The sequence below is a fragment of the Tessaracoccus flavescens genome (genome assembly GCF_001998865.1).
GTDB classification, from domain to species: domain Bacteria; phylum Actinomycetota; class Actinomycetes; order Propionibacteriales; family Propionibacteriaceae; genus Arachnia; species Arachnia flavescens.
In genome coordinates, this window is record NZ_CP019607.1 from 1,066,900 (window position 1) to 1,080,908 (window position 14,009).

Sequence of the window (14,009 nt, forward strand, 5' to 3'; positions counted from 1 at the left end):
GCGCCCGTCATCGGTGGACAGTCAGCCCACGCCGTTCAGGTACTCGCCGGCGGCTTCGCTGAGGGCCGCCACACAGCGAGCGGTGCGACGCCGCACGGTCCGGGCGCACACGCCCCACGCCTGGGCCACGACGGCGCTCAGCTGGCGGCTCGACAGGCCGGCCACTCCGCCCTCGCGGGCGCGACCATCAGCCTGGAGGGTCTTCGCGGCCTCGATCAGACTGACCAGCAGCTCGCGGTCCTCGTAGGTGATGACGTCCTCGGCGCAGGCCCAGGCGAGCAGTTCGGCCAACTCGGCTGCCGGGTCGTCGTCTTCCACGAGCCGATTGTCGGCCGGGTCGACGGGGCCCAGCGAGACCATCGACAGCCGGTGCGGCATGTGGTGCGTGGGCGCCCCGCAGTCCAGTAGTACCCCCTCACGCAGCTGACCGGCGACCTTCGCCGCCACCCAGTGCGGACGCCGCCACGGCAGCCCCCGGACCTCCACCCACAGCTGCGCGGCCAGCACCTCGTCCACCCGATCATCAGCCAGTCCCAACCGGCGGCGGACGCGCAGGGCGGTCGGGAGGAGGAGCCACGCGAGCACCAGCGCTGCCTCCCGGTCGTCGGCGCCATCGAAGGCCGCCAGTCGGGCGAGGCCGAGCAGGACACCGTTGGCGACCGCAGGATCGGCCGATCGCCGCCAGGCGTCCAGCCCGGCGGGGTCGTCGACGTCCCCCAGCCGGGGCTCGAAGGCGACCCATCCCGCCCAGTGATCCTTGACGACGGACTCCATCCGCTCGTCCTGCAAACCCAACATCTCGGTGATGTTCATGGCCGTGGTCCTTCCGCGTGGGTATGCGGGAAGATCACCAATCGGACGTTGTTCCTTTCGTAGTCCACAGGGCTTCGCGGCATCGAACCGCGACCCACGACGCGGCCAACACCGACCAAAGCGCCTAGTCGACCCCGTGTTGCCCCGCGTAGCCCCTGACACGCCCGGCCTGAGGCTGGAGATGCGCTAGCGCGTGAGAAGTCGGCCTGGCCCTTTACGGAAGCAACCACGTGGCCACACCTGCCACGTGCGGAAAGGTTCGCGATAATCAGTGGGTGAAGAACGTGATCGGGCCCGGCGGCGTGCGGTATCCGGTCACGCCAGACATCGAGCGGTTCCTGCGCTCGATGGACCGTGATGCGCTGCAGTCGCTGGTACTCGAGATGGCGGGGTACAGCCCCGAGGCCATGCGATCGCTGCAGTTGCGCGCCACACCCGAGGACGAACCGACCGCCTCCGAACTCCTGGTGACCGTGGACGGTGCGCTGGCCGGAGTCGACCTCGACTACCACGACCCCTTCTACGAAGACGTCGACGACGGCGTCCAAGCGGTCGAGGAGGTCGTCGACGAACTGGAGCGGCACCTCGACGACGGCGCCCACCCCGTGGTGCGCCGAGTACTCCAGCACCTGCTCACCCGGCTCGGCGACCTGGCACGGGACGCCGACAACGACGGCGCCCTGCTCGAGGTGGCCGAACGGGCGTCGGCGCTATTCGGGCGCGCGGTCGCCGGGCATGTCGACCCGGTCAGCCTCGCCCGCTGGGTGGTCGGCTTCCGGGTCGAATACGGCGGCTGGCCATCACTCACGTTGGACGCCGTGGCCCACGCGTTCGACGAACCCGCCTGGGACGCCTACCGCACGAGTGTCGCGACGCTGGGCGGCGGTGGACCGGCAGCAGACCCCTACCGCAGCGAGACCGACCGCATCCTGCTGGAACTGGCCGACCACGACGGCAACATCGAACGGGCCGTCGCCCTGCTGTCCGGAGGTGACCACCCGTATTACCCGGAGATCCTCCGCCGGCTGCATGACGCCGGACGTCCGGCTGACGTCCTCGTCTGGCTGGACCGAGCCGTCTCCCAGGGCTGCGTGGACGTCGCCTGGCGGGCGGGTCCCACCATCGTGCCCGTTGAGGACGCCGTCGACGCCTACCTGGAGGGTGGGCGTCCGGACGCCGCCCTCGCGATCGCGCGGACACTGTTCGACCGCGACCTCAGCGTTGACGCCTTCCGGTTGCTGATATACGTGGCGGAACGGTCCGGGCGCCAGGAGGAACTACGCACGTGGGCGTTCGAGCAGGCCACGCAGCGGGCACGTCGCAGCGGCGGCGCCCACCTTGTCAGGCTCCACCTCGCCGACGGGAACGTCACACACGCGTGGGAGGCGGCGGACGCCTTCGGCTCTGGCCACGCGTGGCGCGAACTCGTGGACGCCTCCGAAGACGGCTTCCCACTCCGGGCAGCCCGCCTGTGCCTGGCTCAAGTGCTGGAGTCCCTCACCACACCCGACTCCAAGCGGTACCCGGCCATCGTCGATCTCCTCGTCAAGGCACGCGCCCTCTACGACAAGGCAGGCCACCGAGCTGAGGCGGACTCCGAGAGCATCCGCTTGCGCGAGGTCTATCGCCGCCGCCCCGCCCTGATGTCGGCCATGGACAGGGCCGGACTTCCCGCCTAACCCCACCCTGACGGCCGGTTGCGCACGAGGGTTCAGCCGCCAGGCTGCCCCGCGCTGCCGCGCACCGCGCGGCAGCGCGAGCGCCGCGGAGAGCCAGCCCGGAAGAAGACGTCGCCGATCGTGACCAACGTCGGGCCCGAACAGTGCGCTGGCGGACGGCCAGTCTGTGAGCCGCCGAGGATAGCCTGCTGCCATGCCTCGAGAGTCCTACAACGTCCGGGTGCTGCGCGCCAAGGCCCTGTCCTCTTTCCGTAGAGGCGTCGCCGCGTTCAACGGTGTGGAAAGCGATGGCAGGGTCACTGTCATCTTGCTGAGCTTCCAGCACGCCTTTGAAATGCTGCTCAAAGCCATTCTCGGCTCTTCACAATCGAGGGTGTAGGTAGCGCTGTTCGGGGTTGCGGCGTGGCGGCTGGCTGAAGGGGTCGAGGCCCTCCGAAGATGGAAGTTCTCACGCTCCCCATCTGGAAGACCTCGACGTGTCCGACGCTACCTTCACGTGCCCTGATCTGACTAGTTTCTGCCGTCTCGACGGCCTCGGGTTGGAAGTCACCGGCCAGCGCATCGAACCCGACCGTGCGATCCTGGCCTGCCGCCCGGTCGACGCCGACGACTGGTGCCGAGACTGCGGCGGCCAGGGCCTCATCCGGGGCTCGGTGGTGCGACTCTTGTCGCATGTCCCGCTGGGGTGGCGCCCTACCGTGCTGCACGTGCGGCTCCGGCGCTATCGGTGCATCGAGTGCGGGCGGGTGTGGCGTCAAGACACCAGTGCCGCAGCCGAGCCGCGTTCGAAGCTGTCGCGCGCGGCGCTGCGTTGGGGACTGGAAGGACTTGTGGTCCAACACCTGAGCATGTCCAGGATCGCCGCCGGTCTCGACGTCGCGTGGAACACCGCCAACGACGCCGTGCTGGCAGAAGGACAGCGCGTCCTCATCAGCGACCTGGCCCGGTTCGACGGGGTCAAGGTGATCGGGGTCGACGAGCATTGCTGGCTCATCACATTTGAGGGTGTAGAGGCGGGGTGATCACGGCGGCGCGTCGGTCCGCGGATGAGGGTCGAGGCCTCCCGAAGATGGAAGTTCTCACACTCACCATCCGGAAGACCTCGACGTGCCCCACGCTACCTTCACGCGCCCCAACCTGACCACGTTCACCCGCCTTGACGAGCTCGGCTTGGAGGTCGTGGGCCAACAGATCGAGCCGAAGCGGGCCGTGTTGGCCTGCCGGGTCGTTGAGCCGGACCAGTGGTGCCGGCGGTGCGGCTGCGAGGGAACGCCACGTGGCACCGTGGTGCGTCGTCTGGCGCACGAGCCGTTCGGCTGGCGACCCACCATCTTGCTCGTCACCGTGCGTCGCTACCGCTGCGGCGAGTGCGGGCATGTGTGGCGTCAGGACATGAGCAGAGCCGCCGAGCCGCGGGCGAAGTTGTCCCGACGGGCGTTGCGGTGGGCGTTGGAAGGACTCGTGGTCGCGCATCTGACCGTAGCCCGGATCGCCGAAGGGCTGGCAGTGTCGTGGAACACCGCCAACGACGCCGTCCTGGCCGAGGGCAAGCGGGTCCTGATCAACGATCCGCGGCGTTTCGACGGCGTCCATGTGCTCGGCGTCGATGAGCACGTGGTGCGCCACGAGGCGCTGTTGTATCGGATGGAGGTGGGAGACCTGCATTGGTTGGCCGTCGTAGCGGCCAGGTGAAGCTGACGGCAGCCTGTCCTGGGGGAACGACTGGGGTGGGTGGGAGCAGCCGTGACAAAGTCAGGACGGTCCGGTACTGCCGGATGGGCCGTGTCTGGTGAGCAAGACGGGAAGGTGTACGAGAGGAACCGGTGTCGTAAAGCCTCTTGATCGTCGCCCAGCTCTAACCCGGTGGATCGGGGCTGGTTTGCGGTGCGTAACCGCTTGTCGGGGCCGTCGCTGATGGCCGTGGCGGGTGGGGAACTGTCGGAACGGTGGTATGTGTCGGGTCCGGCAGGTCGTGGTGAAGGTCTACGGCGTAGCCACGACGATGCCGCAGGGGCAAAGCCGGACGCCTCGCCCGTCAACCGAACAACAGTGAACGTGGGAACCATCCGCATTCCGCTCCCCGCATTGGTGGGGATAGGTGCGTTGCCTGCCGAAGGGTGTGGGTGGGGCGGAGCCGTCGTAGTACTCCGAGGCCGGGAAAGCCAGTCACATGGGGAAGGGCGGCAGTGAGAGAAAGCAGAAGAAGGTGAATGTAATGTCCGAAGACGCGCCGGTGAATGTCGGCGCCTCCGGATGGCCCAGCGATGCCCGGGCCTATCTGGGGGTACGGAGGATGCAGACCAAGCTGCATGGTTGGGCGGCCACCGATGGTGGCCGCCGGTTCGATGACCTGTGGAACCTTGTATGTGATCCGGCGTTCTTGACGATGGCGTGGGAACGCGTCGCCGGGAACAAGGGGTCCAAGACTCCCGGGGTGGACCGTGTCACCGTGGCACGGATCAGTTCCGGGGTCGGGGTGGAGGAGTTCCTGCGGAACCTCCGCGCTCAGTTGAGGGCTGGAGAGTTCAGGCCGGTGCCGGTGCGGCAGGTGATGATCCCCAAGGCCAGCGGCAAGCTGCGCAAGTTGGGCATCCCAACCGTGACCGACCGGGTGGTGCAGGCAGCTTTGAAGCTGGTGCTGGAACCCATCTTCGAGGCCGACTTCAAGTCGTGCTCCTACGGGTTCAGACCCAACCGGCGCGCGCAGGACGCGGTCGCCGAGATCCACCACTTCGCGAGCAAATCGTACGAGTGGGTGCTGGAGGCCGACATTGAGGCGTGTTTCGACATGATCGACCACACCGCCTTGATGGACCGGCTCCGGTGCAGGATCGGTGACAAGCGGGTGCTCGCGCTGGTCAAGGCGTTCCTGAAAGCCGGCGTGCTCACCACGGTGGGCACGACCGAAGGGACGATCACCGGCACCCCACAGGGCGGGATCTTGTCCCCGCTGCTGGCCAACATCGCCCTATCAGTCCTCGATGACGAGTTCGCTCGCCGCTGGGACCATGAGATGGGCACGGCCGGAAAGCGGGCCTGGCGCCGTGACCACGGCAAGGCGTCCTACCGGCTGATCCGTTACGCCGATGACTTCGTCATCGTCGTGAAGGGCAGCCAAGAACACGCCGAGCAGTTGCGTCACGAGGTGGCAGACGTACTCGCCCCGATGGGGTTACGGCTGTCACCGGAGAAGACCCGCGTGGTCCACATCGACCACGGGTTCGACTTCCTCGGTTTCCACATCCGACGGATGCGGAGACGAGGCAGCAACAAGTGGTACGTCTACACCCTGCCCGCGAAGAAGGCGATCGCCTCGATCAGACAGCGGGTGAAGACCATGACCTACAGGCACACCCTGCACCGGGACCCGGGATACCTCATGGACTATCTCGGGCGGGTGCTGCGGGGATGGGCGAACTACTTCCGACACGCGGTGGCCAAAGCGACCTTCGCCGCGATCGACTCCTACACGTGGGAGCGGATCACGGCATGGCTACGCAAGAAGCACCGCCGACTCGGATGGCCAGAACTCCGCCGCAGGTACTGCCTGCCCGGAACCTGGCGCCTCGCTCACAACGGGAAGAGGTTCACCGGCGCCGCGAGCGTCCCGGTGACCAGGTACCGCTACCGCGGCTACCACATCCCTACCCCCTGGGACCGGCCAGCTGTCACCACCAGCTGAACCAGCCCTCTCTCATGGAGAGCCGGATGCGGTGAAAGTCGCACGTCCGGTTCGGCGGGCGGCCTGGGGAAACGGACCGGGAGCAATCCCGACACCGCGCCCCAGGCCGACCCAACTGGCGGCACACCCGTCACGGCGACAAGTACGTCACCGTGATCATCGACCTCACCCCGATCAGGGATGACACCGGCCCGGCACGCCTGCTGGACATGGTCGAGGGCCGCTCCAAGCAGGCGTTCAAGACGTGGCTAGCTGCCCGACCCGAAGCGTGGCGGGCCGGCGTGGAGGTCGTGGCCATGGATGGGTTCACCGGCTTCAAGACCGCCACCACCGAAGAGTTGCCCGAGGCCACCACCGTCATGGACCCGTTCCACGTCGTGAGGCTCGCCGGTGACGCCCTCGACCAGTGCCGGCGCCGGATCCAGCAAGAACTCCACGGCCACCGCGGCCGCGCTCAGGACCCCCTGTACCGGGCACGGCGCACCCTCCACACCGGAGCCGACCTCCTCACACCCCGACAACAAGCCCGCCTCGACGCCTTGTTCACCGGCGACGACCACGTGCAACTGGAGGCCACCTACGGCGTCTACCAGCAGCTGGTCGCCGCCTACCGCGACCCCGACCGAGCCAACGGCCGCGCCCGCATGGAGGCACTCATCACCAGCATCAGCAGCGGGGTCCCCGGCGCCCTACGTGAGGTCATCACCCTCGGACGCACCCTGAAGAAACGCGCCACCGACGTGCTGGCCTACTTCGACCGACCCGGCACGTCGAACGGCCCTACCGAAGCCCTGAACGGCCGCCTCGAACACCTCCGCGGTTCCGCCCTGGGGTTCCGGAACCTCACCCACTACGTCGCTTATGCGGAATTCCGCATAAGCGGTGGTATGTCGACCTCGGGGTTATGTTGACCGACGTCGTGGGGTGCCTGTTCCAGTGCGGGTTGGGGCCTGATCCGGTCAACATAACGATGAATGCTCGGGTCGGGGTTCGCTTGATCTGACCGGGCGATCGTTGGGATCGCCTGGCTTCGGGTCAGGAGGACCAAGATGGTGATTCATCGTGATCAGTGCCGCGCTGACGCGCGGGACGTGCTGGACGAGTTCGAAGCGTGGCTGCTGCGGGAACGGTCCACGCAAGAGGGCACCGCTGCTGCCTACACCGCCCGCGTCGCGGGGTTCGTGGAGTGGCTTCCCGCGCCGGTCGATCAGTCGCTGAAGACGCTGACTGCGGCGATGCTGACGCAGTGGGTGAACCTGGAAGCGGCACGCGGGCTGAAGGCATCGACCCTGAGCAAGCAGCTGGTGATGCTGCGCTCGTTCCTGCAGTTCTGCCACCGGTCAGGGCGGACCGGGCAGGACTTCTCCGGGGTCGTGCCTCACGCGGCGGCATGGCGGCTCTCGTCGATCCCTGACCCGGTCCCGTCCGGGACGATCGAGGCGTTGTTCGGCACTCTCGATCTGCGGTCGGCGAAGGGGATGCGCGACCGGGCGATCCTGATGTTGTTGACCGGTCTGGGCCTGCGGGCCTGCGAGATCGCCGGCCTGCGGCTGGGCGACATCGGTTGGCGCACCGGAACCCTGCGCATCCGTGGGAAGGGCGACAGGGTTGACGAGTTGCCGCTGCCCGAGGATGTCGGGCAGGCGTTGGAGGACTACGTGCTCCACGGCCGCGGAGGCCGGACTGCTGGCGAGGAAGTGTTCTGGACTGTGATCGACCCGGTCCAGCCGCTGACCGCGAACGGTGTCTGCGGGACAGTCCGGCAGATCTGCGTCAAGGCCGGGGTGGAGAAGTTCGGCCCGCACCGGCTGCGGCACACGTTCGCGACCGGGATGCTCGCCTCCGGGGCGACCCTGCAAGAGGTTCAAGGGCTGCTACGCCACGCTCACCTGCGCACGACCGCGATCTACACCAAGGTCGACAAGAACCGGCTGAGCGCACTGGTCACCGAGTGGCCGGCAACGGCATCGGGCAGGTGGTCACGATGAACGGCCTACGCGACCTCCTGGACGACTACCTGGCGACCCGGCGGGCACTCGGGTTCAAGCTGACCGCGCCGGGCAAGGCGCTGGACGGGTTCGTGGGCTGGATGGAAGAGGCTGGCGAGCCCACGATCCGTCGCGACCTGGTGATCGCCTGGGCGGCGCAGTTCTCTCGCGGCACGGTGCTGGAGCGGTTGAACTACGTCCGCCAGTTCGCCGAGCACGTCGCCTGGTTCGACCCCGCGACCGAGGTCCCGATCCTCGACGGGCGCCCCTATGGCGCTCATCGCCCTCGCCCGCTGATCTTCACCAGCGACCAGATCGACACGCTGCTCGCCGCGGCGGGGAGGCTGACCCCGCAGGTCCGGGCCGCGTCCTGGCAAACACTGCTCGGGCTGCTGACGGTGACCGGGATGCGGATCAGCGAGGCCCGGAACCTCAACGACGACGACATCACCACCGACGAGGACGCCGGTGATGGCAGCGGCTGGGCCAAGGTGACCGACACGAAGTTCGGCAAGTCCAGGCTCGTCCCGCTACACAAGTCCACGATGGACGCGATCCGCCGATACCAGCGGCTCCGGGATCGGACGTTCCCTACCCGGGCCACGACAGCGGTGTTCGTCGCCAGGCGGGGCACCCGGATCGCCCGCTCGACCGCGGGGAACACGTTCCGTGAGATCCGCGAGGCAGCCGGGCTGGCCGGCGGTCCGACCGGACCGGCGGCGAGGTTGCACGACTTCCGGCACACGTTCGCCACGACCACTCTGATCGAGCACATCCGTGTTGGTGGTGATGTCGATCAGATGATGCCGGTCCTGTCGGCGTTCCTCGGACACGTCGGCCCGGAAGCGACCTACTGGTATCTGTCGAACACCCCGGAACTGGCAGCGGCCCTCGTCGAGCGCATCCAAGCGAACGGGGCCGGCGATGAGTGACCTCGCGCCGCTGCTGCAACGGTTCTTCACCGACAAGCTCGACCGGCACCTGAACGCCAGCCCGCACACGAAAGCCGCCTACGCCGACACGTTCCGGCTCCTGCTGACCTACGCCCAGCAGGCCACCGGGATCGCCCCGTCGGCGTTGACCCTGGCCGATCTGGACGCGGACCTGATCGGCGGATTCCTCCAGCATCTGGAAACCGAGCGCGGGAACTCCGCCGCGACCCGCAACGCCCGCCGGGCCGCGCTGCGGTCGTTCTTCAGCTACGCCAGCTACCGGGCACCCGACGCGATCGCGACGATCAGCCAAGTCCTCGCGATCCCCGCGAAACGCACCAAGACCACCCTCGTGTCGTTCCTGACCGCTGCCGAGGCCGAAGCCCTCATCGCAGCCCCGGACACCGGCACCTGGTTGGGGCGCCGTGACCGGCTCCTGCTGCACCTGGGCATCCAAACCGGACTCCGCGTCAGCGAGCTGACCAGCCTGCGCGTCGACAGCATCCAGATCGGCCCGCACAGCCAGCTCGAATGCATCGGCAAGGGCCGCAAGCAACGCGTGATCCCACTCCAGAAGAACACCGTCCAACTCCTCAACGCCTGGTTCGGCGAGCTTCCACCCGTACCGGACGGGCCACTGTTCCCGACCCACGCCGGGACACCCCTGACCAGGGCCGCCGTTGGGAAGCTCGTTACCCGCCACGCCGCGACCGCGGCCGAGAGGTGTCCTTCGTTGACAGACAAGAACGTCACGCCGCACACGCTGCGGCACACTTGCGCAATGAGCCTGCTGCACGCCGGGATCGACACCGCGAGCATCGCGCTCTGGCTCGGGCACGCGAACATCCAGACCACGCAGATCTACCTCCACGCCGACCTCGAACTCAAACGACGAACCCTCGAACGCGTCCCCGCGCTCGACGAGCGGCCACCAGCCCGATACAAGGCATCCGACGCTCTCATCGCGTTCCTCAAGAACCGCTGACACTGCGATGGTTATGTTGACCGGCTCAGCCGTTCACGCCCGCCTGGCCACGGCGCTCACCGAGCCGGTCAACATAACCCACAGGCCGACATACCATCGCCAGATCACTGCTCGAGACCGGCGGATTCAGACCCCAACTACACCCTGCATTGTGATGAGCCCCATTCTCGACGCTAAGAAGGTGTCCGTCTTCGACAAGAAGAGCCAGCGATCTATCTCACTCGAAAGCGCGATACGGCTTTGCCAGCAACTGGACGGCGTGAAGCTGAGCGATGAGGAGGCAGGGACAATCCGAGTGTTGGACTCGCTTCGCGATGCTGAGCAGCATTGGTATATCGTGGTAGACGAGGGCCTCCTATACTTGGACGTGCGAGCCGGCGTAACACTGTTCGACGCACTGCTCACGAGGGCCTTTGGGGAGCGATTAGCCGACCATCTTCCAATCCGGGTTCTGCCTATCAGCGCTGAGCCACCTCGGAGCCTCGACCTTCTTGTTGATCGCGAGTTCCAGCGTGTTGCTGACCTGCTGAAGCCCGGCCGGCGGGCTTCAGCAGAGGCTATGGCGCGGATTAGATCACTCCTTGCCACAGAATCATTCACCGACCCGGACGCCGCGGAGGTGAGCGAAGCGGACGTTCGCCGAGTTGCCAAGGGAATTCGTGATGGCAAGTCGAGGTCTCTGGTTTTCCCCAAGCTGTCGGGTCTTTCCTCAGACATTCAGGGTTCAGGCCTCACCGTGGAGGTGCGCATGGTAAAGTCGGGTGGACTTCCCGTCACCTACACCAATGACGCGAGCGCCGACGTGTCGGCCATCAGGACCGTGGATCTCGAGAAGAAGTTCTACATGGGTCCCCACGACTTGGCAGACAGGTGCAGCGTCTCGAGGAACAAAGCGACGGCCTTGAGGAGGCATTTGGGTCTTGACGCTAACGACGATCACTTCTCACACCGATTCGTGTTGGGCAAGACCAAATTGCTGCGCTATTCGGACAATGCGTTGCGAGCGATGAGGACCGCCCTCGAGACGGTGGACATAGAAAGGGTTTGGAAGGCTCACCGGACCGTGCCCGGCAATGCAAGTGACCTGACCCGCCCCCCTTGCGACCAGCCGGGGTGCGTTCTCGTTCTCGGGGCGGGTTGACCAGCAAGATCCACCAACTCGTCGACGGCCGGGGCCCACCGATGGTCGTGGTTGCCTCGACCGGCAAGTCCGATGACTCGGGGATGCTGCCGGTCCTGCACGGCCATGTGTCGGCGCCCCGGATCGGGCAGGGTCGGCCCCGGACGACACCGGACCGGGTCCGGGCGACAAGGCCCACTCCTCCCGTCGAGCATCGCTCGCTGCTCCGGTCCCGGGGATCACCGCCACCATCCCTGAGCCGGCTGACCAGATCGCGAACCGGAAACGCCCAGCCCGATCCCCGCTGGGATCAGTAGCTCCATGTGCCACTTGTGATGTCGGTGAGCCCCACCAACATCACGCCATGCTCCTGGCATGGCGATCGAGTTGAGCGCCTCCACGATGCGCCGTAAGCCATCGTTCAGGACATCGACGCCAAGTACCAGGTCGAAATGAGCAGTGGCCAGGCTGGCTGAAGCCCCTGCAGGCGCATTCGATGTCTTCCATAAGCGTGACGTCCCTGCTGACGTCGGCGTGGGCAAACGCCCCAGGGTCGGCCGCAAGACGCCCGTGAGACGAACTGCTTGCTGATGCTCGCCACGGGGAGGCTCACCCTATGATGGCCCCGCCCTCCCCCAGCCCCTGCTCGTCAGGGTTGACCGCGGGCCAGTTGGCAGCTTGGAACGCGAGGCGAGGACACGCGATGCGGAAAGAAACAGAACATACGTTCGAGCCGCTAGACTGCCACCATGGCCGATAAGAGCGCAATCGAGTGGACAGAGGCCACCTGGAACCCTACGACAGGCTGCGACCGCGTTTCGGCTGGCTGCGACCACTGTTACGCGCTCACGCTCGCGAAACGCCTCAAGGCGATGGGAAACCCGAAGTACCAAAACGACGGGGATCCCCGCACGAGCGGGCCGGGCTTCGGGGTGACGGTTCACCCTGACGCCCTGGCGATCCCGTACACCTGGAAGCGTCCGCGGGTGGTGTTCGTGAACTCGATGAGCGACCTGTTCCACGCGCGAGTGCCCATGGACTTCATCCGGGAGGTGTTCGACGTGATGGCTGAAACTCCCCATCACACCTACCAGGTGCTGACTAAGCGGGCCCACCGACTCACGAGGATTGCCGAGAAACTTGAATGGCCGACGAACGTGTGGATGGGGGTTAGCGTCGAGTCACCGCATCACTACGACAGGATCCATGATCTCGCCAAGGTCCCCGCGGCGGTTCGCTTCCTATCCTGCGAACCGCTGCTGGCAGAGCTCCCGGATCTTCCCTTGGAAGGCATCGATTGGGTGATCGCCGGCGGCGAGAGCGGTTTTCAGGCAAGACCCGTGGACCCCGAGTGGATTCGGGACATCCGCGATCAGTGCGTCAGGGCTCGAACCCCATTCTTCTTCAAGCAATGGGGCGGAACCACGTCCAAGAGCGGAGGGCGCGAACTCGACGGTCGGACATGGAATCAGATGCCCGGGCTAGCCGGTTGAGACACTACTAATTCCAGAACGGTTGTCTTCGTGAGCCTTCCCGTTGCGGGCGTCCGTGCGATGCGGCCTTCATCATGCATGTAGCGAACCCCATCAGCAGCATGTTTAGGCAACCATCTCGCGGTCTCACGTAACAGAAAGTCCCTGATGACCTCCAGGGTCTTCGGTCCACTCCGAAGACTGTCCGCGATGAACGCGAGGAGCTCGGGATCCGGCGCATCGACGTCTTCGAAGAGCGTCGGCCGAATTGCGGCCATGGCCGCCTCTCGCGCAACAGTCGTCCGCGGGTCGCAGAACCGCATCCCGTCTGAACTGTCCACCTTCCACATGGCGTCCTTGAACGCACTTACTGCGCGCTCATGGCCCGTGCCGAAGACTAGGTTGAGCGGTTGCCCGGTCTTCGGGAGAACCTGAAACGGGATGCAGAACTTGAACCCGGCACGGAGAACCGCATCCCGGTACGTCTCTAGCCAAGATCGCCAGCGCTCCTGCGGATCCAAGGACTTGTCGCTTGGAGACCAGTACTGCGGACCGCCGAAGACCTGGTCGAGGGAGTGGGGCTCCTCCTTTTCCCGACGGCTGAACCAGTTCGGCCCGAACGTGACAATGACCTCGCTCGCCGGGTTGGAAGAGATGGTCTCCAAGTGGTGCAAGGGAACACCGACGTTCCCCCAGCTGTCGAATATGGCCAAGATAGGAGAGCCCCACGCACCGACCTGATTCAAGAGCGGCAGGGTGTCAACTTCGGCGCGGCCGTGCTTGACGACTACGTTTACGGGGAGCTCATCAAGCGGACCGAAACGGCGGACCAGCAGTTCGGAGAGGTGTCGGTGCCGCGCTGCGTTTCCCTCGATGAAGATCAGAGTGACCCGGTCACGGGACAGGTTCATTCGAGCGCGGGCGTCGTGGGTAAGCAGACGATCGAGAGCAAAAACCGGCGACCCCTCCTCGCCCTTCTCGTACTCACCCGGGCCAGCGAACGCATCGACGTATGTTACCCGTTCGACCCACGACTGCTGGAGTAAGATGGGAAACCAAGCATCCAAGTAGCGCTTGTAAAGGCGGTGCTTCGCCTCCGTTGCTGGCTCCTGCTGCCAGAGGACATCCATGGTCATACTCCCGGATACTCGCCGTGGGGGTTCCTAGCCTAACCGTTGGGTAGGAGCAGACCCGCGGAGAAATCACCGCGTGGTGTTTAGTCAACCCGATTAACCATCGTGATCTGGAGCGGCCGGCTACGAACTCGCGCCGACGAGCCCCCACGCCTGGTCTCAACGACAACCGGCGAGCGCAGTTGTTCCCAAATCAGGAGCCTGA

The 14,009-nt window shown here is 66.1% G+C and carries 10 protein-coding genes and 3 pseudogenes; 11 read left to right on the forward strand and 2 right to left on the reverse strand.

Annotated features, from left to right (window positions below):
- Positions 1-21: 21 nt before the first annotated feature.
- Entirely contained in the window at positions 22-813 is a 792-nt protein-coding gene (locus BW733_RS05210; protein WP_077348560.1) for a hypothetical protein, read from the reverse strand.
- Positions 814-1,088: 275 nt separating this feature from the next.
- On the opposite strand from BW733_RS05210, the gene BW733_RS05215 reads away from it, so the two are divergent.
- The 11 genes and pseudogenes from BW733_RS05215 (at position 1,089) to BW733_RS05270 (ending at position 12,692) form a co-directional block, all read left to right on the forward strand.
- Complete coding sequence (locus BW733_RS05215; RefSeq protein ID WP_077348562.1) at positions 1,089-2,492, forward strand: hypothetical protein; 1,404 nt, start codon at positions 1,089-1,091, stop codon at positions 2,490-2,492.
- Between the two features lie 193 nt (positions 2,493-2,685).
- A complete protein-coding gene (locus BW733_RS05220) occupies positions 2,686-2,871 on the forward strand; it encodes a hypothetical protein (RefSeq protein ID WP_077348564.1) in 186 nt (61 codons plus the stop codon).
- Positions 2,872-2,968: 97 nt separating this feature from the next.
- A pseudogene (locus tag BW733_RS05225) lies at positions 2,969-3,499 on the forward strand (transposase); the annotation flags it as partial.
- A gap of 100 nt (positions 3,500-3,599) precedes the next feature.
- Positions 3,600-4,118: pseudogene (locus tag BW733_RS05230) on the forward strand (ISL3 family transposase); the annotation flags it as partial.
- A 589-nt stretch (positions 4,119-4,707) separates the two neighbouring features.
- On the forward strand, positions 4,708-6,174 hold the full coding sequence (ltrA, locus tag BW733_RS05235; RefSeq protein ID WP_077348566.1) for a group II intron reverse transcriptase/maturase: 1,467 nt from the start codon (positions 4,708-4,710) through the stop codon (positions 6,172-6,174).
- A gap of 116 nt (positions 6,175-6,290) precedes the next feature.
- Positions 6,291-7,085: pseudogene (locus BW733_RS05245) on the forward strand (ISL3 family transposase); the annotation flags it as partial.
- Positions 7,086-7,223: 138 nt separating this feature from the next.
- On the forward strand, positions 7,224-8,162 hold the full coding sequence (locus BW733_RS05250) for a tyrosine-type recombinase/integrase (RefSeq protein ID WP_077347052.1): 939 nt from the start codon (positions 7,224-7,226) through the stop codon (positions 8,160-8,162).
- Positions 8,159-9,094 (forward strand): tyrosine-type recombinase/integrase, encoded by a 936-nt coding sequence (locus BW733_RS05255; RefSeq protein ID WP_152024508.1) that lies wholly within the window; start codon positions 8,159-8,161, stop codon positions 9,092-9,094. The genes BW733_RS05250 and BW733_RS05255 overlap by 4 nt, the downstream gene beginning before the upstream one ends.
- Positions 9,087-10,079 (forward strand): tyrosine-type recombinase/integrase, encoded by a 993-nt coding sequence (locus BW733_RS05260; protein WP_077348568.1) that lies wholly within the window; start codon positions 9,087-9,089, stop codon positions 10,077-10,079. The genes BW733_RS05255 and BW733_RS05260 overlap by 8 nt, the downstream gene beginning before the upstream one ends.
- A 154-nt stretch (positions 10,080-10,233) precedes the next feature.
- Positions 10,234-11,220: a DUF8611 domain-containing protein gene (locus tag BW733_RS05265; protein ID WP_077352739.1), complete on the forward strand. Its 987-nt coding sequence runs from the start codon at positions 10,234-10,236 to the stop codon at positions 11,218-11,220.
- 728 nt (positions 11,221-11,948) lie between these two features.
- Positions 11,949-12,692, forward strand: coding sequence for a DUF5131 family protein (locus BW733_RS05270; RefSeq protein ID WP_077348570.1), 744 nt, complete (start codon positions 11,949-11,951; stop codon positions 12,690-12,692).
- Here BW733_RS05270 and BW733_RS05275 read toward each other — a convergent pair.
- Positions 12,668-13,807, reverse strand: coding sequence for a three-Cys-motif partner protein TcmP (locus BW733_RS05275; protein WP_202970289.1), 1,140 nt, complete (start codon positions 13,805-13,807; stop codon positions 12,668-12,670). The two genes, BW733_RS05270 and BW733_RS05275, sit on opposite strands and share 25 nt — an antisense overlap.
- Between the last annotated feature and the right edge of the window lie 202 nt (positions 13,808-14,009).